Annotated in this window: 21 protein-coding genes; 8 read left to right on the top strand and 13 right to left on the bottom strand. The window is 74.9% G+C overall.

Going from position 1 to position 19626, the window contains the following annotated elements; translation table 11 throughout:
• The first annotated feature begins 28 nt into the window (after positions 1 to 28).
• Entirely contained in the window at positions 29 to 451 is a 423-nt protein-coding gene (mscL, locus tag ANAEK_RS18470) for a large conductance mechanosensitive channel protein MscL (protein ID WP_012527651.1), read from the top strand.
• A gap of 65 nt (positions 452 to 516) precedes the next feature.
• Here mscL and aqpZ read toward each other — a convergent pair whose 3' ends face one another.
• Both aqpZ and ANAEK_RS18460 read right to left on the bottom strand, forming a co-directional pair.
• Complete coding sequence (aqpZ, locus tag ANAEK_RS18465) at positions 517 to 1254, bottom strand: aquaporin Z (RefSeq protein WP_012527650.1); 738 nt, start codon at positions 1252 to 1254, stop codon at positions 517 to 519.
• 126 nt (positions 1255 to 1380) lie between these two features.
• On the bottom strand, positions 1381 to 3120 hold the full coding sequence (locus ANAEK_RS18460) for a hypothetical protein (protein ID WP_012527649.1): 1740 nt from the start codon (positions 3118 to 3120) through the stop codon (positions 1381 to 1383).
• Positions 3121 to 3282: 162 nt separating this feature from the next.
• On the opposite strand from ANAEK_RS18460, the gene ANAEK_RS18455 reads away from it, so the two are divergent.
• On the top strand, positions 3283 to 3894 hold the full coding sequence (locus tag ANAEK_RS18455) for a peptidylprolyl isomerase (protein WP_012527648.1): 612 nt from the start codon (positions 3283 to 3285) through the stop codon (positions 3892 to 3894).
• A gap of 153 nt (positions 3895 to 4047) precedes the next feature.
• On the opposite strand, the gene ANAEK_RS18450 is transcribed toward ANAEK_RS18455, so the two are convergent.
• Both ANAEK_RS18450 and ANAEK_RS18445 read right to left on the bottom strand, forming a co-directional pair.
• Complete coding sequence (locus ANAEK_RS18450) at positions 4048 to 4542, bottom strand: spore coat U domain-containing protein (protein WP_012527647.1); 495 nt, start codon at positions 4540 to 4542, stop codon at positions 4048 to 4050.
• Between the two features lie 201 nt (positions 4543 to 4743).
• Positions 4744 to 5226 (bottom strand): spore coat U domain-containing protein, encoded by a 483-nt coding sequence (locus ANAEK_RS18445; RefSeq protein ID WP_012527646.1) that lies wholly within the window; start codon positions 5224 to 5226, stop codon positions 4744 to 4746.
• Positions 5227 to 5300: 74 nt separating this feature from the next.
• Between ANAEK_RS18445 and ANAEK_RS18440 the strand changes: the two genes are divergently transcribed.
• From ANAEK_RS18440 to ANAEK_RS18430, 3 genes are read left to right on the top strand one after another with little or no spacing between them, the layout of a single operon-like run.
• Positions 5301 to 6053: a molecular chaperone gene (locus ANAEK_RS18440; protein WP_012527645.1), complete on the top strand. Its 753-nt coding sequence runs from the start codon at positions 5301 to 5303 to the stop codon at positions 6051 to 6053.
• Positions 6050 to 8386 (top strand): fimbria/pilus outer membrane usher protein, encoded by a 2337-nt coding sequence (locus ANAEK_RS18435; RefSeq protein WP_012527644.1) that lies wholly within the window; start codon positions 6050 to 6052, stop codon positions 8384 to 8386. The genes ANAEK_RS18440 and ANAEK_RS18435 overlap by 4 nt, the downstream gene beginning before the upstream one ends.
• Positions 8387 to 8395: 9 nt before the next feature.
• On the top strand, positions 8396 to 8830 hold the full coding sequence (locus ANAEK_RS18430) for a hypothetical protein (protein WP_012527643.1): 435 nt from the start codon (positions 8396 to 8398) through the stop codon (positions 8828 to 8830).
• Between the two features lie 9 nt (positions 8831 to 8839).
• On the opposite strand, the gene ANAEK_RS18425 is transcribed toward ANAEK_RS18430, so the two are convergent.
• The 4 genes from ANAEK_RS18425 to groES form a co-directional block, all read right to left on the bottom strand.
• On the bottom strand, positions 8840 to 9154 hold the full coding sequence (locus ANAEK_RS18425; RefSeq protein WP_012527642.1) for a hypothetical protein: 315 nt from the start codon (positions 9152 to 9154) through the stop codon (positions 8840 to 8842).
• Positions 9155 to 9275: 121 nt separating this feature from the next.
• Entirely contained in the window at positions 9276 to 10787 is a 1512-nt protein-coding gene (locus ANAEK_RS18420) for a DUF1570 domain-containing protein (protein WP_012527641.1), read from the bottom strand.
• A gap of 127 nt (positions 10788 to 10914) precedes the next feature.
• Positions 10915 to 12558: a chaperonin GroEL gene (gene groL / locus ANAEK_RS18415; RefSeq protein WP_012527640.1), complete on the bottom strand. Its 1644-nt coding sequence runs from the start codon at positions 12556 to 12558 to the stop codon at positions 10915 to 10917.
• A gap of 39 nt (positions 12559 to 12597) precedes the next feature.
• Entirely contained in the window at positions 12598 to 12891 is a 294-nt protein-coding gene (gene groES / locus ANAEK_RS18410; protein WP_011422641.1) for a co-chaperone GroES, read from the bottom strand.
• A gap of 400 nt (positions 12892 to 13291) precedes the next feature.
• Between groES and ANAEK_RS18405 the strand changes: the two genes are divergently transcribed.
• The gene (locus ANAEK_RS18405; protein ID WP_012527639.1) at positions 13292 to 13906 is read left to right on the top strand and encodes a hypothetical protein; all 615 of its coding nucleotides are present in this window, start codon (positions 13292 to 13294) and stop codon (positions 13904 to 13906) included.
• Positions 13906 to 14577 (top strand): hypothetical protein, encoded by a 672-nt coding sequence (locus ANAEK_RS18400; RefSeq protein WP_012527638.1) that lies wholly within the window; start codon positions 13906 to 13908, stop codon positions 14575 to 14577. The genes ANAEK_RS18405 and ANAEK_RS18400 overlap by 1 nt, the downstream gene beginning before the upstream one ends.
• Before the next feature lie 57 nt (positions 14578 to 14634).
• Here the strand turns inward: ANAEK_RS18400 and rpoZ are convergent, their stop codons facing one another.
• Both rpoZ and ANAEK_RS18390 read right to left on the bottom strand, forming a co-directional pair.
• Complete coding sequence (gene rpoZ, locus ANAEK_RS18395; protein WP_011422638.1) at positions 14635 to 14901, bottom strand: DNA-directed RNA polymerase subunit omega; 267 nt, start codon at positions 14899 to 14901, stop codon at positions 14635 to 14637.
• Positions 14902 to 14958: 57 nt separating this feature from the next.
• Positions 14959 to 15564, bottom strand: coding sequence for a hypothetical protein (locus tag ANAEK_RS18390; protein WP_232288270.1), 606 nt, complete (start codon positions 15562 to 15564; stop codon positions 14959 to 14961).
• A 120-nt stretch (positions 15565 to 15684) separates the two neighbouring features.
• On the opposite strand from ANAEK_RS18390, the gene ANAEK_RS18385 reads away from it, so the two are divergent.
• Entirely contained in the window at positions 15685 to 16848 is a 1164-nt protein-coding gene (locus ANAEK_RS18385; protein WP_012527636.1) for an aspartate kinase, read from the top strand.
• Positions 16849 to 16902: 54 nt separating this feature from the next.
• Here ANAEK_RS18385 and ANAEK_RS18380 read toward each other — a convergent pair whose 3' ends face one another.
• The 3 genes from ANAEK_RS18380 to ANAEK_RS18370 are packed head-to-tail and all read right to left on the bottom strand — an operon-like array spanning position 16903 to position 19580.
• Complete coding sequence (locus ANAEK_RS18380) at positions 16903 to 17796, bottom strand: ATP-binding protein (RefSeq protein WP_012527635.1); 894 nt, start codon at positions 17794 to 17796, stop codon at positions 16903 to 16905.
• A gap of 12 nt (positions 17797 to 17808) precedes the next feature.
• The gene (locus tag ANAEK_RS18375) at positions 17809 to 18486 is read right to left on the bottom strand and encodes a hypothetical protein (protein ID WP_012527634.1); all 678 of its coding nucleotides are present in this window, start codon (positions 18484 to 18486) and stop codon (positions 17809 to 17811) included.
• A 38-nt stretch (positions 18487 to 18524) separates the two neighbouring features.
• Positions 18525 to 19580 (bottom strand): serine/threonine-protein kinase, encoded by a 1056-nt coding sequence (locus tag ANAEK_RS18370; protein WP_041454114.1) that lies wholly within the window; start codon positions 19578 to 19580, stop codon positions 18525 to 18527.
• Positions 19581 to 19626: the final 46 nt, after the last annotated feature.

Raw genomic sequence — 19626 nt, 5'->3', positions numbered from 1 at the left:
ACCGTCCCATGAGCCCGGGGGAGCAACCATGAGCTTCGCGTCGGAGTTCAAGGCGTTCGCGCTGAAGGGGAACGTGGTCGACCTGGCGGTGGGCGTCATCATCGGCGCCGCCTTCGGCAAGATCGTGGACTCGATCGTCAACGATCTCGTCATGCCGGTGGTCGGCGCGATCTTCGGCGGCCTCGACTTCAAGGACTACTTCGTGGCGCTGAAGGAGATCCCGCCGGGCGTTCCCCACGCCCTGGACGCGGTCAAGAAGGCGGGCGTGCCGGTCTTCGCCTACGGCAGCTTCCTTACCATCGTCCTCAACTTCCTCATCCTCGCCTTCATCATCTTCCTCATGGTGAAGCAGTTCAACCGGATGAAGCGGGCCGAACCGGCGCCTGCCCCGGCCGCGCCGCCGGAGCAGGTCGTCCTGCTCCGCGAGATCCGCGACGCGCTGAGGCGGTGACGGCCGTCCGCCCGGAGCCTCGCCATGGGCGGGGCTCCGGCGGCGAGCACCGGGCGCCTGGTGCCTCAGGTCGCGCTCGCGTGCGTGGCCGTCGCCCGACCGTGCGCGGCGCGGCCGCCGGCGACGAGCGGGTAGACGATGCCCGCCAGCGCCGCACCGACGATCGGCGCGATCCAGAACATCCAGAGCTGCGCCACCGCCCAGTCGCCCACGAACAGCGCCGGCCCGGTGGACCGGGCCGGGTTCACCGAGGTGTTGGTGACGGGGATGCTGACGAGGTGGATGAGCGTGAGGCAGAGCCCGATCGCGATGGGGGCGAGGCCCTTGGGCGCGCGCTCGTCGGTCGCGCCCAGGATCACGAACAGGAACGCGAACGTCATGACGAGCTCGGTGAGGAAGCACGCGCCCAGCGCGTACCCGCCGGGCGAGTGCTCGGCGAAGCCGTTGGAGGCGAAGCCGGCGGAGACGTCGAAGCCCGCCTTGCCGGAGGCGATGAGGTACAGGACGCCCGCGCCGGCGGTCGCGCCGATCACCTGGGCGAGGACGTACGGGCCGACCTCGCCCGCCGGGAAGCGGCGCGCGACGGTGAGCCCGACCGTCACCGCGGGGTTGAGGTGACATCCGGACACGTGCCCGATGGCGTACGCCATCGTGAGCACGGTCAGGCCGAACGCGAGCGCGACGCCGTGGAACCCGATCCCCAGCTCGGGGACCGCGGCCGCCAGGACCGCGCTGCCGCAGCCGCCGAGGACGAGCCAGAACGTGCCGACGACCTCCGCCGCCATCCGGTGTGCCAGGGGCATGATCGCGACCTCCGGGTCGAGGTACGGATAGCACGATGGGTCGAAGCCGGCGGCGGGGCCGTCGAGGCCGTCCGGCGTGGTGCGACACGGTGACGCGATCGCGCCGGCCTCGCGGCCCAGCCCGGCTCAGTTCGTCGCGGTGACGCTCGCGGGCTGGCTCACCACCAGCGTGCAGGAGCCGGTCCCGGTGCAGGCGCCGGAGAACACCGTCCAGGTGGACCCCGACGTCAGCGTCACGGTCGCGCCGGCCGGGAAGGCCGCGGTGCAGGTTCCGGTCGCGCCGCCGGGGCCGCCGCCGCACGAGATGCCCGCGGGCGCGCTCGTGACGGTGAACGACTGGAGGCCGGTGCAGTACCGAGGACAGTAGGACGAGCAGTAGCCGTTGCAGCGGCCGAAGAAGTCGTAGCTGCAGCAGTGCGTCCCACAGACGTACTCGCCGCACTGGTACTGGTACGTGGCGACGGCGACCGGCGTGACCGACACGGTCTGGAAGGTCGGCGTGTGGATGCACGCGCCGGTGGCCGGATCGCAGGAGTCGGTGGTCGCGGGGTCCGCGTCCGCGCACACCTTGGGCACGTGCTCGCAGCCGCTGCTGGGGTTGCATGCGTCCACGGTGCACGCGTCGGCGTCCGCGCAGTCGAGCGCCTGGTACACGCAGCCGGAGGCGCTGCTGCAGGCGTCGAGCGTGCAGGCATTCCCGTCGTCGCAGACGAGCGCCCGGTGCAGGCAGCCGCCGGTGGCCGCGTCGCAGGAGTCCACGCTGCACGCGTCGCCGTCCCAGCAGCTCTTCGGCGGGTGCACGCACCCGTTGACGGGGTCGCAGAGCTCCACGGTGCACCGGTCGCCGTCGTCCTGGCACGACACGGGCGTGTAGGCGCAGCCGCCGGTGGCCGGGTCGCAGGAGCCAGCGGTGCACGCGTCGGTGGGCGGGCAGGCCAGCGCCTCGCCGGCACAGGCCCCCGCGGCATCGCACGCGTCGCCGGTCGTGCAGGCGTTGCCGTCGTCGCACGCGGCGCCTGGCGCCGCCGGCACGTGCGTGCACGCGCCGACCGTGCCGTCGCACGTGTCCGTGGTGCAGGCGTTGCCGTCACCGCAGTCCAGGGCGGAGCCGACGCAGGCTCCGGCGACACAGGCGTCGCCGGTGGTGCAGGTGTTGCCGTCCTCGCACGGCGTCGCGTCCGCCAGCGGCTCGAGGGCGCAGCCGGTGCCGGCGGCGCAGGTCGCCCGCTGGCACGGGCCGGCCGGGCAGGTGACCGCGGCGCCGGGGACGCAGGTGCCCTGCGCCGAGCACGCGTCGCCGGAGGTGCACGCGTTGCCGTCGTCGCACGGCGTGCCGGCCGCCCGGCGCGTGAACGTGCAGCCGGTCGCGGGGTCGCAGGAGATGCCGCTCCAGCAGGCGGGATCGCCGGGCGGCGCGCACGTGGTGGTGCCGGTCGCGACGCACGTGCCCGCCTCGTCGCAGGCGTCGCCGGTGGAGCACGCGTTGCCGTCGTCGCAGGGGGTGCCGACCGCCTTCGCGTGGTTCGCGCAGCCGGTGCCGGGCTCGCAGGTGGGCGCGTCCCAGCACTGCGGGTTCGGGGGCGCCGGGCAGTCCACGGCCGCGCCGCCGCAGGTCCCGCCGGCGCAGGCGTCCCCCGCGGTGCAGGCGTCGCCGTCGTCACACGGCGCCGCGTTGAGGGCATGGGTGCACTGGCCCGCCGCGCACGCATCGTCGGTGCACGGGTTCGCGTCGTCGCACGAGACGCCTGCGCACGGGTCGGCCGGCGAAGCGCCTCCGCCGCCCGAGCAGCCTCCGAGGGCGGTGCCGGCTGCCACGACCGCGACGGCGAGGAGGAGGGGGCGAACGGCGCGAAGGGCGCGGGCCATGGCGGCTCCAGGGAAGGTTGACCCGATGTCACCATTCAACCCTGGGTACGTCGAGTTCCAGCCCCGCGGCCGAGGGTCGCGCACGCGAAGTGCGAAGCGGTCCAGGTCGGTGGAGGCGGGCTGGAATTCGCCGCGTCCTCATGCGGGCGCTACGCTCCCCGGATGCTCGCCTTCTCGCTCCTCGCGCTCCTCCTCGGCGCCGCGCCCTCGGCCCCGGCCCCGGCCCCGGCCCCCGTCCACGTGGTGATGACCACCGAGCTCGGCGAGCTCGAGGTCGAGGTGGACGCGGCGCGCGCGCCGGCGACGGCGGCGAACTTCCTCCGCTACGTGCGCGAGGGGCGCTACGACGGCGGCCGCTTCCACCGGACGGTGCGCGCCGGCAACCAGCCCGGCAACGCGGTGAAGATCGACGTGGTGCAGGCGGGGGTGGCGCCGGCGCACGGGGAGCACGACCACGCGCCCATCCGCCTGGAGCGCACGCGCGACACCGGCCTGCGGCACGCGGACGGCGCGATCTCGATGGCGCGCGCAGGGCCGGACACGGCCACCAGCGACTTCTTCGTCTGCGTGGGCCCGCAGCCGGACCTGGACTTCGGCGGCCGGCGCAACCCGGACGGCCAGGGCTTCGCGGTGTTCGGGCGGATCGTTCGCGGCATGGACGTGGTGCGGCGCATCCACCGGGCAGCGGCGAACGGCCAGGCCCTCTCGCCGCCGATCCGGATCCTGGCCGCGAGGGTGGTCGGCCGCGGCGCCCCGGCGCCGGCGCAGAGGTAGGCGATCCCCTTCACACCTCGTGACGCACAGTGATCGGGTGGGCCGCGCCGGCGCCTGGGCTGCCGCGGCTGCCTGGCGCGGCAGGGCCGGAGACGGCGCGCGCCGGCCCGCGGGGGTGCGGACCGGCGCGCGAGGTGTGGCGACGGCGAGCGGCTAGAAGGTGACGGTGGCGACGACCGCGTCGGCGTAGCTGCCGGTCGGCACGTTCTGGGCTGCCGGGATGCGGCCGTACACCGGGTACGGCACCGGGGTGATGCCGGCGGCGGTACCGGTCTGCATCACGGTGTTGTCCCAGACCGTGGTGCGCGCCGCGTCGAGGTAGAGCTCGTAGGGGAGCTCCGCGGTGAGCGACGCGTGCTGCATGGCGCGGCTGCCGCTGGCGCTGTTCCCGGCGCCGAGGCCGATGGTGTAGGCCGTGCCGGTCGTGCAGGTGACCGTCACCGTGCCCTGCGCGTTGAGGGCCGTGCTCGAGTTCGTGACGAGCGGGTCGTAGTTGCCGAACGCGACCGGGGTGGCGGCGATCGTGCACGACGGGACCACGGTGGCGGTGACGTCGAGGGTGGCGGTCGCGGTCGCCGCGCGGGCGGTGCCGGCGGTGAGCGTGAGGGCGGCGATGGCGAGCGCGAGGCGCAGGGCGAGCTTCTGCATGTGGACGACTCCTTGGGTGAACGTTCGCGAGAGCGCGAGGCTCGGGACGCTACCCGGGGTCGGGGACCTCCGGCATCCCCATCCCACGTGAAGAGCGCGTGACCCGTGGTCAACGCGGGGGCGCTGTCGCCGCGCAGGCGCTGCGGTGGGTCCGGCTCTTCCGCGATATCGTCGCGGCAAGCGCGCGGGCGGGAGGCGCGATCAGAACTCGAACGTCACCACGATGGTGTCGGAGTACGGCCCCACGGGCGGCTCCTGCCGCTCGCGGATGCGCCCGAACACGTACGCCACGGTGAGGCCGTTCGCGAGCGTGGTGACGGCGGGCGCGGCCGCGGTGCCGCCCGTGCCGTCTCCCCAGACCGTCCCGAAGCCCGCGTCGGCGTACAGGTTGTACGCGAGCGTCCAGGGCCCCTGGCGCAGCGTGCGGGCCTGGAAGTCACCGGAGCTGCCGGGGCTCAGCGTGATCCGGATCGGCTGACCGCGGGAGCAGCGGTACTGCAGCATGCCGGTGGTGGTGAGCGGGACGGGGGAGAGCGGATCGTAGGCGCCGAACGCGATCGAGGTCCCCATGGTCATGCTGCAGCTCGTGGCGCGCGCCGCCGCAGGCGCGAGGAGCGATAGCGCCACCGCCAGGAGGCGCGCGAGCGCGCAGGACGTCGGGGGATGTGGCAGCCGCCGATTCATTGATCGGTCCGTCGTTTCGTATACCGTGACGGGCCGCCGTCCGGAAATCCTCCGCCGGGACGGCCCCGACCGCCATGACCCTGCTCGCCCGCGCGACCCTCGCCCTGCTGCTCGCCGCCGCAGCCCCCGCGCGCGCGGGCCAGATCGACGTGAAGCCGATCCTGGTCGAGCTGGGGCCGCGGGGGCGCACCGCGCTGCTCGAGGTGCGCAACTCCGGCACGACGCCGCTCCGCGTGCAGGTGCGGACCGCGAGCTGGGCGCAGGACGCGGCCGGCGTGATGCGCGTCGAGCCGACCACCGAGCTCCTCGCGTTCCCGCCGCTGCTCGAGATCGCGCCCGGGACGAGCCGCAACGTGCGCGTGGGCACCGAGCTCGCGCCCGGCCCGGTCGAGCGGAGCTTCCGCGTGTTCCTCGAGGAGCTGCCGCCGCCCGCGGACGTCTCGGCCGCCGAGGTGCGCGTGCTCACCCGCATCAGCATCCCGGTGTTCGTGGCGCCGGCCGCGCCGGTGGTGCGCGCCGTGGTGGCGCCCCCCGCGGCCGCGGCGGGCCGGGTCACCGCGCTCCTGCGCAACGAGGGCAACGCGCGCTTCCGGCCCAGCGCCGTCCGCCTGCTGGTGCGCGGCGCCGCGGGCGGGCCGCTGCTCGAGCAGGACCTGGAGGGCTGGTACGTGCTGGCCGGCGGCGAGCGCCGCTACGAGGTCGCGCTCGGCGCGGCGGTGTGCGCCGCCGCGCGCGCCGCGGCGGTCACCGCCACCGTCACCGCCACGCTCGACACGGGCGAGGTGAAGGCGTCGGCCCCGATCCCGCCGGGCGCCTGCGGGCCGTGACCGCCGCGCGGACGCTGGCCCTGGCGTTCGCGGCGCTCGCCGCCGCCGCCGGGGCTCGCGCCCAGCCGTCACCCACCGTCGAGGCGTCCCCGGCCCAGCCGGCCGCCGGCCCGCGCCCGGCCTTCCTCCTGCCGATCGTGAACGACGCCGAGGGCGAGCCGGTGCTGGTGGTGCTGGAGGGCGGCGACGCCTGGATGGCGCCGGCCGACCTGGAGCGCCTGGGCGTGGCCGCCGGCGACGGCGCGCGGCGCACCGCGGACGGACGCGAGCTGGTGTCGCTCCGCTCGCTCGCGCCGCGGCTCGAGTTCGAGGTGGACGAGGCGGCGCTGACGCTGCGGCTCACCGCCGGCCCCGCGCTGCTGGGGCGCAGGGCGCTCGACCTCGACACGCTCCGCCGTCCGTCCGGCCTCGAGCTGCGCGAGTCGCCCGGCGCCTTCCTCAACTACTCGGCGCGCGGCACCAGCGATCGCGAGCTGACCGGCTTCGCCGAGGCCGGCGTGAGCTTCTCGCGGCACCTGGCGCTGGGGAGCGCCTCGGTGGACCCGGACGGCCGCGTGATCCGCGGGCTCACCGCGCTCACCCGCGAGGAGCCGGGGCCGATGATCCGGTTCACGATCGGTGACGCCATCGTCCCGGCGCAGCCGCTCGGGGGCGCGCCGATCCTGGGCGGCCTGGGGATCTCGCGCGAGCCGTCGCTCGATCCGTACCGCCGCACCACGCCGCTGCCGCAGGTCTCGGCGTTCGCCTCCAGCCCCTCCACCGTGGAGGTCTGGGTGAACGGCGCGCTGGTGCGCACGATGCAGGTGGCGCCGGGCACGTACGATCTCTCCAACCTGCCGGTGACCACGGGGCAGAACGACGTGCGGGTGGTGGTGCGCGACGCGTTCGGCCGCACCGAGGAGGTGGACGCGGCGCGCTACCAGGCCCAGGGCCTGCTCGCGCAGGGCTTCCACGCGTTCTCCTGGTACGCCGGGCCGCGGCGGCGCGCGTTCGGCCTGGAGAGCTGGAGCTACGGGCGGCCCGTGCTGATGGGGAGCCACCGGCTGGGCGTGACCGACTGGTTCACCGCCGGTGCGCGGGTGGAGGCCTCCCCGGAGCTGGCGAGCGGCGGGCTCTCGGCGGTGGTGGGCCTGCCGGTGGGCGAGCTGCAGGTGGGCGGCGCCGCCAGCGGCCACGACGGCGCGCTGGGGGGCGCGGCGCTCGCCGGCTGGCGCCTGGGACTGCGCCGGGCGTGGCTCGGGCTCGACCACACCTGGACGTCGCGCGGGTACGTCACCACCACCTCCGACGCGCTGTTCCCGCGCATGCTCTGGCGCAGCGGCGCGAACGTCTCCTGGTCGCCGCTGGGCTGGCTCACCGGACAGCTCGCCGCCTCCACCACGCGCTACGCCGACGGGAGCGCCCGCTCGGCGGCCGACTTCACCGCCTACGTGCGCGTGGCGCGGGGCGTCCACCTCCAGGTCGGGGCCGGCGTCTCCGGCGCGGGCGGTACCGCGCAGTGGACGGGCACCGCCGGGCTGGCGATCACCGCGGATCGCGCGATCACGCTCGACGCCGGCACGCGGGTCCAGGACGGCCAGGCGCGGACCGGCGCCGGGCTCCAGCGGCCGCTCCCGCTCGGCGAGGGGTTCGGCTACCGCGTGCGCACCGATCGCTGGGCCGGCCAGACCGACGTCTCCGCGCTCGGCCAGGCGCAGTCGTCCTTCGGCCGGTACGAGCTGACCTGGGACCGCACCCGCTTCGGCGAGGTCGGAACCGCGACGGCCTCCGGCGCGCTGGTCCTCATGGACGGGCGCGTGTTCGCGGCGCGGCCGGTGGAGGGCAGCTACGCGGTGGTGCGCGTCCCGGGCGTCCCGGGCGTGCACGCCTACCTCAACAACCAGCCGGTGGGTCGCACCGGCCGCGGCGGAGACCTGCTCGTCCCGGGCCTGCTCCCCTACGGCGGCAACCGGCTCTCCATCGCCGACGCCGACGTCCCCATCGATCACTCGGTGGGCGCGACCGAGCGCGTGGTGGGCCCGCCCCGCCGCGGCGGCGCGGTGGTGGTGTTCGACGTGGAGCGGCTGCGCGCGGTCCAGGGCCGGGTGCGGATGCCGGGCCACGACGCCGTGCCGGCCTACGGCACCGTGGTGGTCCTGGCGAGCCGGCGCGTGTTCTCGTCGCCGGTCGGTGCGCGGGGCGAGTTCTGGCTCGACGGCCTGCCGGCCGGGACGCACCGGGCGCACGTGCTCTGGCACGGCCAGACCTGCACCTTCCCGATCGAGGTGCCGGCGGGGGCGCCGCCGCTGCTCGACGTCGGGCAGGTGACGTGCGCGCTGCTCGCCTCGCGCTAGACTCCTCTCATGTGGACGGTGGTCGAGCCGGCCGGGACGGCGCGCGCGGGGGCGATGGCGGCGTACGTGGTCGCGGTGGCCGGGTTCCTGTGGGTGCAGGAGGTGGGGCTCCGCCTGCTCCGGGAGGAGCGGCGGGCGTGGTGGGCGGGCAGCGGGCGCGACCTCCTCAACCTGGCCGGCCTCGTCGCGATCGCGGGCGCGCTGCGGCTGCTGGGCTTCTCCGGCCCGGCCGCGCTGCTGGTGGGCGGGACGCTGACGCTGCTGCTGTTCGGCGCGTCGGTGTTCATGGCCACGCAGACCGACACGGCGCACCCGCTCGCCTGGGCGGTGCTCGTCGGCGCCGCCCTGGCGCTGCCGGTGCTGCTGTTCCCCGCGCAGGTGGCCGGCGCGTTCGGCGCCGCGGCGGACGCGCTCTTCGCGCTCCCGCCCGGCGCCGCGCGCTGACGTACACGTTCAGTGATGCGTGCGCCGCTTCGCCCGGCCGCCGGTGGTCGGCTCCATCTCCACCGGGTGGTAGTCGGACGGGCGGAGCTCGGCCGCCGCCGCGCCGGCGGGCAGGTCCATGCCGACGTCGCCCGGGCGCTCCACCTCCGCGGCGTGCGCCCGCGGCCCGTGGTGCGTGCGGACGGGGTGCGGCTCCGCCGGCTCCATCTCGAGGAGGTGATAATCGGAGGGCCGGAGCGCCTCCGCCGCCGCGCCCGCGGGCAGGTCGATGCCCACGTCGCCCGGCCGGTCCACCTTGGCCCGCTGCATCGTTCGCCTGGTCATGGCGGGATCCTGCTCCCGCGGGAGCCGGGGAGGGGCGGCGGATTTCGGGTTCCGCGGCGCGAGGTTCTCCGGACGGAGTTGCGCCGGGATGCGCAGCGGCGCGGGGCCGCGCTCCGCTGCGTCAGGGCGCCGCGGCGGGCGGGGCTGCGGGCGGGGGCTGGCCGCAGGCGTTCTCCAGGCGCGTCTTCCGCTCGACCAGCATGGTCCACAGCGCGGCACCGCCGCGATCCGGGAACACGTCCAGGGCGCGCCGCTGGAACGCGAGCGCCTCGGGGCACTGGCCCAGGTCCTCGAGGACGGCGGACAGCGTGGTGAGCGCGTGCGTCTTCCATGGCTCGAGCGCGACCGCTCGCCGGGCGAGCGGCAGCGCCTCGCCGGAGCGCCCGGCGTCGAGCAGCGCCGCCGCGAGCATGCTGTGCGCAGGGGCGCTCGTGCGGTCGGCCGCGACCCCCTTGCGCAGTGCCTCGAGCCGCCGCTCCTCCTGGCCCGCCGGGATCACGAAGGCGAGCGCCAGCCATGCACGTGCGTCCTCCGGGTGGGCGGCGGTGGCGCGCTCCAACAGGCGGAGGGCCTCGGCGTCCGGGGCCGCGCCCGCGAGCAGCGCCAGCGCCTCGACATGACCGGGGTCGTGCGTGAGCGCGTGCTCGATCTCGGCGCGGATCTCCGCGCCCTCGACCCGCATCCGCGGCGCGAGCCAGAGCAGGGAGAGGCGCGCCGCGTGCACCTCGGCGCCGGTCATCGGCCGGTCCGTCACCGGGGGCTGCGGCGGCAGCCGGATCGGGCGGGAGGTGTACCTCCCGCGGTGGTTCAGGTACTGATCCAGCGCCTCGTCGAGCGCCCGCGCGCGCTCCTCGACGGCGGGATCCCACTCCGGGAAGACCTCTCGCCACGCGGCCGCGGGGTCCTGCCCGCGCGCGAAGCGCACCTGCAGGGCGCGGAACCGCTCCGGCTCGCGGTTCACGAGGTAGTGCACCAGGGCCCACGACTCCGCGTACGCCGCGCCGGCGCCGTTGCCGTCGAACCTGCTCGCGGTGAGGACGTCGGCGGCCCGGATGCCTCGCCCGTGGTGGGCGCTGGCGAACCAGGACCGGTGCTCCGGCGCGCCGCCCAGGCTGGGCGAGTCCCTGGTGCCCATCGACTCCATGAAGCTGGCCAGGCCCTCGCCGAACCAGGGCGGCTGGCGCGCGAAGAGCTGGGCCGTGAGGTGGTGGGTGAGCTCGTGCGCGATCGCGATCCGCTGCGCGTCGCCGAGCGTGCCAGGCATCACCACGACCGGCCCGGAGAGCTCGGAGCGGAGGTAGTACGCGCCGGCGTTCCTCGGCGCGAAGCGCTCGAACTCGCGCTCGGACGCGAACGCCACGGTGCGCATCACGCCGGGCGCGGGCGGCGGGTTGCGGAACAGCCCGCTGCGCACGACGACGAACATGCGCTCGAGCTCGCCCGCGAGCTCCTTCGCCTTCGACGACGGGAGGTCCGTCTGCAGCAGGACGTGCTCGGTGCGGATCTCGCGCCAGGCCGGCCCGCCCTGCTCCGGGCAGCGGAACGCCCCGACCCCGGCGCAGCCGGAGAGCGAGGCGAGCGTGATCGCGAGGACGGGGATCCGCGCGGCGATCCGGCGGGGCGGGTGGCGCATCCACCCACGGTACCAACCGCCCGCGCGCGGCGTCCACACGCGGAGCGAAACTGCCGTCATCACGAAAAGAAGAGGGGCCGCCGGCGCACCGGCGACCCCTCGGTTCCGTCCGGGAGGACGGGACGGCCTACATCATGCCGCCCATCCCGCCCATGCCGCCCATGCCGCCGCCGACGGGGGCCGCAGCCTCCTCCTTCGGCCGCTCGGCGACCATCGCCATGGTCGTGAGCATGAGCGAGGCGACCGACGCCGCGTTCTGCAGCGCGGAGCGCGAGACCTTGGTCGGGTCGATGACGCCCGCCTTCACCAGGTCCTCGTACTCGCCCGTGGCGGCGTTGAAGCCGAACGCGGCCTCCTTCGCCTCCTTCACCTTGTTCACCACGATCGAGCCCTCGTAGCCGCCGTTGCCGGAGATCTGGCGGAGCGGCTCCTCGATGGCGCGGCGGACGATGTCGAGGCCGACCTTCTCGCCCTCGTTCACCTTCACGCCGTCGAGCGCCTTCACGCAGCGCAGGTACGCCACGCCGCCGCCGGGGACGATGCCCTCCTCGACGGCCGCGCGGGTCGCGTGCAGCGCGTCCTCGACGCGGGCCTTCTTCTCCTTCATCTCGGTCTCGGTGGCCGCGCCGACGTTGATGACCGCCACGCCGCCCACCAGCTTCGCGAGGCGCTCCTGGAGCTTCTCGCGGTCGTAGTCGGAGGTGGTCTCCTCGATCTGCGCGCGGATGGTCTTCACCCGGGCCTCGATGTCCTCCTTCTTGCCGGCGCCGTCGACGATGGTGGTGTTGTCCTTGTCCACCGTGACGCGCTTGGCGCGGCCGAGGTCCTTCAGCGTGACCTGCTCGAGCTTGAGGCCGAGCTCCTCGGCGATCATGCGGCCGCCGGTGAGGATCGCGATGTCCTCCAGCATGGCCTTGCGGCGGTCGCCGAAGCCGGGGGCCTTCACGGCGCACACGTGCAGCGTGCCGCGCAGCTTGTTGACGACCAGCGTCGCCAGCGCCTCGCCCTCGACCTCCTCGGCCACGATGACGAGCGGCTTGCCCGAGCGCGCGATCTGCTCCAGCAGCGGGAGCAGGTCCTTCATGTTCGAGATCTTCTTCTCGTTGATGAGGATGTAGGCGTCCTCGAGGACCGCCTCCATGCGCTCCGCGTCGGTCACGAAGTACGGCGAGAGGTAGCCGCGGTCGAACTGCATGCCCTCGACCACGTCGAGCGTCGTCTCGAGGCCCTTGGCCTCCTCGACGGTGATGACGCCCTCCTTGCCGACCTTCTCCATCGCCTCGGCGATGATGTTGCCGATGGTGGTGTCGCCGTTGGCCGAGATGATGCCGACCTGGGCGATCTCCTTGTGGTCCTTCGTGGGCTTCGAGAGCTTCTTCAGCTCGCCCACGATGGCCTCCACGGCCTTGTCGATGCCGCGCTTCACGTCCATCGGGTTGTGGCCGGCCGCGACGAGCTTCGAGCCCTCGCGGTAGATGGCCTGGGCGAGCACGGTCGCGGTGGTGGTGCCGTCACCGGCCACGTCGGAGGTCTTGGAGGCGACCTCCTTCACCATCTGCGCGCCCATGTTCTCGAACTTGTTCTCGAGCTCGATCTCCTTCGCGACCGTCACGCCGTCCTTGGTGATGGTCGGGGAGCCGAAGCTCTTCTCGATGACCACGTTCCGGCCCTTCGGCCCGAGGGTCACCTTCACCGCGTCGGCGAGCGTGTTCACGCCCTTGAGGATCGCGTCGCGGGCCTTCTGGTCGAAGACGATTTCCTTGGCTGCCATGTCTTTGTGCTCCGTGTTCCGTGAGAGGGGCTGCGGGCGCTAGCCTTCGATCACGCCGAGGATGTCCTCCTCGCGCATGATCAGGTGCTCCTCGCCGTCGATCTTGACCTCGGTGCCGGCGTACTTGGAGAAGAGGACGCGGTCGCCGGCCTTGACGTCGAGCGGGCGGACCTTGCCGTCCTCGAGGACCTTGCCGTTGCCCGCGGCGATCACCTTGCCCTCGATGGGCTTCTCCTTGGCCGAGTCCGGGATGATGATCCCGCCCTTGGTCTTCTCCTCCTCCTGCACCCGCTTCACGATGAGGCGGTCCTGCAGCGGACGGATCTTCGTCATGGTGTGTCCTCCTTGTGGCTCTGGCCTCCCCCGCCAACGCGCGGCGGGAGGGTTCGAAGGTCGTTGGAGCCGGCTGGCAGTCGAGTGCTCCGACTGCCAGCGGCGCGCGTATCCTAACCACGGCCTCGGGGGTGTCAAGCGAGCGGGGCGAATGCGTATCCTTTGGGAATGACGAACTTTTTATTCCGGGGCTGGCAGTCGACCCGATCGAGTGCCGAAGGTGCGGCTGGCAGTCGCAGCCTCCGGCTGCCGGAGGTGCGGCCGGGTGGGTGAAAGCGCTGTCACGGCGCGGGGTTGCGCCTCCGGCGCGGCGGAGGTTACCGTTCAGGGTAGGAGGGCGCCCCTGCGGCGAGCCGTCCAGCCGCCCGCGGGGCCACCCACCGAGGAGGGCCGCGACCCAGTGAGCGACACGATCCTCGTCGGCAAGACCGCGCAGGAGTGGTTCCGGGAGGCGATCGCCGATGCGCTCTCCCATCGCCGCATGAAGATCGAGGAGGTCACCGAGTTCTACCTGGTGAACCTCCTCACCGGCTTCCTCGAGAAGGAGCGGCTGTTCGTGGAGGACGCCGACGGGACCGTCCGCGCCGAGCCGCTCGCGCTCATCCTGGTGAAGGCGCTGCAGGCCGACCGGGCCGCGCGCGCCCGGGAGCTCCGGCGCCTCGGGGACACGGCGCTGTTCGTCGCGGGGTTCTTCGGCGACTCGCTGGCGCGCTCGCTCGTGGACGTGGACTACTACATCGCCATGGGCGAGCGCGCGTACGGCACGCTCGCGGGCACCGAGCGCCGGCCCGGCCTCGACGGGCTCTACGAGGAGCTGGCCGGCCGCTTCGGCGACTTCGTGGACCTGTTCGCCGAGATCGCGGAGCTGTCCGACCTGCGCTCGAACCGCGGCCTCCTGCGCCTCTACGAGCGCTTCCTCGCGACGCGGTCCGAGCGCGTCGCCGACCGGCTGCGCGCGCGCGGCGTGGCCCTGTTCGGCGGACCGGGCGCGCCGCCGCGGGGGCTGAAGCACTGATGGGCCGCGCCGACGAGACGCTCGCGTTCCTGCAGGACGAGCTCGAGGCCATCTACGGCGTCGAGGCGCCCCGGGTGCACGCGTTCGTGATGGGCGAGGCGGCCGCGCGCGCGGCCGGTCGCGCGCCGCGCGCGCCCGAGGAGCTGCTGGTGGTCGAGGAGCAGGACGGCGTCGCGCTCGGCCTGTACCTCGCGGACGAGGTGATGCGCGCCGCCGCCGCCGCGGACCCGCACGATCCGCGCCCGCGCCTCACCGCGCGCGGCGCGCTCGGCAGGCTCGCCTGCGCGGCCGAGGGCGTCTCGCACTTCGTCTACCTCGCGACGCGCGCGGCCGAGGGCCGGCCGGTGTCGCTGCTCGAGCTCGAGGTGCAGGCGGAGGTGGACAAGTTCGCGCTGCTGGTGCTGCACCTGTGGCGGCGCGGGCTGCGGCGGATGAGCCCGGCGCTGCGGCGCCGCCTGTTCGAGCGCGTCGCGTACCACGCCCACCTCGGCGGCGAGGAGCTGCACCGGTACCGCGAGGCGAACCGGCTGGGCGGCGGCTACGCGCGCTGGCTGGAGGGGCGCTACGTGGAGGAGGCCGACGTCGAAGGCCTGCTGCGGGAGCTGCGCCGCTCGTACCGGCTCGGCGGCGGCGAGAAGCTCGGGTACCTGGGCACGCGCACGCTCCAGTGAACGCGAAAGGGCGCGCCACGTGGCGCGCCCCTCGGAGTCCCTGCGGTGGCGGTCGCGCTAGCGCAGCGTCCGCGTCTGCCCGGCGGGGATGTTGACCTTCTCCTTGTCGAACTTGCCGGAGAGCGCGTCGCGGACCGAGCGGTCGAAGCGGACCTTGCCCGTGGCGATCTCGCGCAGCGCCAGGACCGGCGGCTTGTTCTTGCTCGCCGCCTGCAGCGGGCGGGCGCCGGCCATGAGCTGGCGGGTCCGCTTGGTCGCGAGCAGCACGAGCGCGAAGCGGTTGTCCACCATGGGGAGGCAGTCTTCGACGGTGACGCGGGCCATGCGCTTCTCCTTCGGTTCGACGCGAAGGGCGGAACATAAGCGGACGGGGAGGGCGGGTCAACCTCGGAAGGGACGGGGCTCCGCCGCAGGCGTCGGCGCCTGCGCGGGCGGGGGAGCCCCGCCGAGCACGAGCAGCCGCCCGATCGCCGCCTCCACGCGCGCGGCCGCATCGTCGGCCACCGCCACCACCTGGCCGTCCGGCGCCCGCACGAACGCGGCGCCGTCGGCGCCGGTCCCGCCGCCCAGCTCCAGCCGCGCCGTCCCGCCGCCCTCGAGCCCGAGCGCCACCCGGGCGCGCGGCGTCTCCAGGCCGTACGGATCGAACACCCCGCCGCGCTCGCCGGAGGGGCCCAGCGTGGCGCGCCGGCGGAGCGCGCCCATCGCCTCGAGGAGCTCTGCGGCCGCCGCCGGATCCACCGCCGCGCCGTCGCCTGCGCGCGCCCACCCGCCGCCCCGCCGGATCACGCGCACGGCGCGCCCGCCCGCCGCGACCTCGATCGCGGTCACCTGCCCCGGCGCGAGGTCCACCACCGCCCCGCCGCGCGTGCCGCCGGCCGCCCGCTCGCGGCCGCGCAGGCGCACGCCGGTGGTGGCGATGAGCGCGATGGCCCCGGCCAGCACGGCCAGCGCGAGGGCGAGCAGGAGGAGGGCGCGGCGCGACACCCGGGCAACGTGCCACAGGGCACGGGCGGTGGCGAGCGGCGCGACGGGCCGTGCGGCGCGAGGCGCCCACTTGCCCGCGACCCCGGGTCGCGGCATCCTCCGCGCGCCGGAGGTGCCCGAATGCCCGTGGTGGTCCAGAAGTACGGCGGCTCGTCGGTCGGGACCGTCGAGAAGATGCGCAAGGTGGCGGAGAAGGTCGCCGCCGCGCGCCGCGCCGGGAAGGACGTCTGCGTGGTGGTCTCCGCCATGGGCGACACCACCGACGACCTGCTCTCGCTCGCGAAGCAGATCTCGCCCGCGCCGGCCCGGCGCGAGCTGGACATGCTGCTCAGCGCCGGCGAGCGCATCTCGATGGCGCTGCTCTCCATGGCGCTCAACGACCTGGGCGTCCCCGCCATCAGCTTCACCGGCAGCCAGTCGGGGATCATCACCACCGACAGCCACTCCGCCGCCCGCATCCTCGAGGTGCGCGCGTTCCGCGTGCAGGAGGAGCTGGGGAAGGGGAAGGTGGTGATCGTGGCCGGCTACCAGGGCGTGTCCACGCGCAAGGAGGTCACCACGCTCGGCCGCGGCGGCTCGGACACCACCGCGGTGGCGCTCGCGGCGGCGCTCGGCGCCGACTGCGAGATCTACTCCGACGTGGCCGGCGTGTTCACCGCCGACCCGCGGGTGGTCCCCTCGGCGGCGCGGCTCGACGCGCTCTCCTACGAGGAGATGCAGGAGCTGGCCGCGGCGGGCGCGAAGGTGCTGAACGCGCAGGCGGTGGAGTTCGCGAAGGAGCGCGGCATCGCCATCCACGCCCGGTCCACCTTCGGCGGCCCGGAGGAGACGATGGTGAAGGGCGGCGCGCACCCGGAGCGGATCGCCGGGGTGGCCGTGCAGAAGGGGCTGGCGCTGCTCGGGTTCCCGGCGGCGCGGCTCGGCGACGTGCTCGGGATCCTGGAGCGGCACGGCGCGGTCGCGCTGGAGATCGCGGCGCCGGGCGAGCGCGCCGGCGTGGCGCTCGACCTCGAGAACGTGCACGACTGGCCGGTGCTGCGCGCGCAGCTCGCCGCCGAGGTGCCCGGGCTCGCCGCCGAGGACGAGGCCATCGGCGCGGTGTCGGTGGTGGGGACCGGGATCTCGGCCGGCCACCGGGTGCTGCGCGCGGTGACGGCGACGCTGGCGGAGCTGGGCGCGCGGCCGCGGGCGCTGTTCACCTCGCCGCTGCGCGTGACCGCCTACTGCGACGCCGCGGTCCTGAAGGACGCCGCCCGGCGGCTGCACGAGCAGCTCGTCGGGTAGTCCCTCGACCCGGTGCGGCCCATGTGCCGCGCCGCGCTCGGAATGAGCGAGGCGTCAGCCCCAGAAGCCGCCCGAGCCGGCGCGGTCCTTGCGCAGGTCGTGGCCGGGGTCGAGCTTCACGAACGTGCACATCTCGTTCAGGCGCGAGTAGATGCGGTCGCCCACGCGCTGGGCGAGCGTCATCGCCTCCGCGTCGCGCCGCCACTCGGGCGACGCCGTCCGGACGTGCTTGCCGGGCTCCTCGCGCACCGGGTTCTCGTCCGGGCGCAGGAAGTAGTTGGTGGCGAACAGCGTGGCGAGCCCGGAGTTGAAGCGCCGGCTGATGAGCTCGTCGAGCATGGAGCGCTCCCACTCGGTGCCGCGCTCCTTGCCCAGCTCGTCGATGGCGAGCACCGGCACCGAGAGCAGCGGCCGCAGGATGTCCATGTGGCTGCGGTTCGCGTCGAAGCCGGCCTTGATCTCGGACAGCAGCAGCATGAACTCGACGTACCGCCCGGACACGCCCTTCTCGAGGGCGAGCCAGCGCAGCGTGGCGACGAGCAGGTGGGTCTTGCCGGCGCCGGGGCGGCCGTAGAGCAGGTAGCCCTTGGTGGGCGCGTCGCGCCGGAACTTGCGCGCGAAGTCCTCCGCCACCGCGCGGGCGCGGGCGTGGTCGGGCGACCAGCTCTTGAACGTCTCGAACGAGGCCCTCGCCACCGCCGCCGGGATCGCGATCTGGTTGAAGACCGCGATGCGCTCGTCGAGGTGCCGGCAGCTGCACACCTGGGCCACCGTCGAGCCGCCCTGCGGCACGAGCACGTAGCCGGTCTCCTCGCAGCGCGGGCAGCTCGCCTGGCAGGCGCAGCGGCGCGCGCGGGCGGTCGCGCCGAGGATCTGCTCCACGACGTATCCTGAGCCGCCGCAGTCGGCGCAGGCGCTGGCGCTGGCGTTGTCCACGGGGTCCGGCATGGGCGCGGGAGTCTACACCGAACCCCGGAGGCAGGTGAGCCCCGCCCTCCGGGCCAGATCGGAGAGGTGCGCCCGGAGCGCGTCCCGGTGCGCGCGCCGGCTCGCGCCTCGGGATCGCGGCCCGGCGAGCAGCCGGATGCGCGGCCCGAGCGCGGCCCGCTCCGCGCGGGGGAGGGTGGCGAGCCAGGCGTGGAGGATGCGCGCGTCGGCCGCGGCGAGCGCCGCCTCCACCCGCTCGAGCGGCGAGCCCTCGTGCGCGTCGGCGGTCGCGAGCGCGCGCCAGGCGGCGCGGTAGCCCTCGCGCTGCGCCTCGTCGGCGTCCCGCCCCGCGCCGGCCACCAGCTCGCGCGCGGCCCGGAGCCGCGCCTCGGCGGCCTCGGCCTCGCCGGGCGGCGCCGGCGCGTCGCCGACGCGCCCGCCCTGGTACGCGCGCCACTCGTCCTCCACCGCGAAGCGGAGCGCGCGGATGGAGCGCGGGGGCGAGGCGCCGGGCGCGCGGCGCTCGGCGGCGTCCTCGAGCCCGCGGCGCAGCCCGCGGCAGACCACCGCCAGCGGGACGCCGCGCCGCTCCCACCGCGCGATCAGCTCCTCGTCGAGCGGCGACACGAGCAGCCCGTTCCCGCGGAGGCCGAGGAAGTACTCGGTGACCACCGCGTGGTAGCCGAGCGCGCCCTGGGGGAGGTCCGACATCGCCGGGGAGGGTACCTCGCGCGTCCGTCAGCGAGCGCTCACGGCGCGGTGAGCGCCCGCCGCACCTCGGCCGCGGACTGCGGGCGGCGCGCCGGGTCCTTCTCGAGCAGGTGCAGCGCGAGGCGCACCAGCGCCGGATCCGCGCCCGGGTTCACCTCCGCGAACGGCGGCGGCGGCAGGTCCAGGATCTCGTGCCACAGCGCCACCGGGTCGCGCGCCGAGAACGGCGGCACGCCCGCGAGCAGCTCGTAGAGGATCACGCCCAGGCTGTAGAGGTCGCTGCGCGCGTCCACCGGGTGCCCCTGCGCCTGCTCGGGCGACATGTAGCGGTAGGTCCCGACGATGTGCCCGGCCTGGGTGAGCGCGTCGTCCACGTCCCGCTCCGCCTCCAGCTTCACCAGCCCGAAGTCCATGAGCCGCGCGCGCCGCGTGTCGTCCACCATCACGTTCGACGGCTTCAGGTCGCGGTGCACCAGGCCGCGGCCGTGGACGTACTCGAGCGCGTCCACCACCTGCTCCAGCACGCCGCGCATCCGCGCCACGCGCACCGGCCGGTTCAGCGCGGCGCGCTGCTCCTCCGAGAGCGGCGCGACGCGGGCGCAGGCGGCCAGGTCCTCGTCGTCGCCGCTGGCCGGGCGCGGCGCGAGCACGCCGAGCTCCTCGGTCTCCGGCTCGTCCATCATGGCGGCGAGCGCGCGGATCGCGTCGGGCCCGGGCTCGCCGGTGGAGCCGGTGATCGCGTCCAGCGCGAACGGCTCCGCGTCGGCGGCCAGGCTCGGGTCCGCGTCGAGGGCGGGCGAGAGGTACGCGCGCAGGTCGAGCCCCTCCACCAGCTCCATGGCCAGGTACGAGTAGCCCTCGGTGACCCCCGCGTCGAAGACGCGCACCACGTTCGGATGATGCAGGGTGCGCAGCACCTCGTACTCGCGCGCCAGCCGCCGGGCGGCGGTCGCGTCCACCGCGGGTGCGGGCCCGAGCAGCTTCACCGCGGCCAGCTCGCCGGTCTCCAGGTGGCGCGCGCGGTAGACGGTGCCGATCCCGCCGCGTCCGACGACGGAGACGATCTCGTACGAGCCGACGCGGTGCGGGGGCACCGATCGAGCATAAGGGGCCGGCGTCGCAGGGGTCAAACCGCGCCCT

The sequence above is a fragment of the Anaeromyxobacter sp. K genome (genome assembly GCF_000020805.1).
Classification (GTDB): Bacteria; Myxococcota; Myxococcia; order Myxococcales; family Anaeromyxobacteraceae; genus Anaeromyxobacter; species Anaeromyxobacter dehalogenans.
The sequence above is the reverse complement of the archived record's forward strand: the minus strand, read 5'-3'. Positions and strand labels throughout refer to the sequence as shown.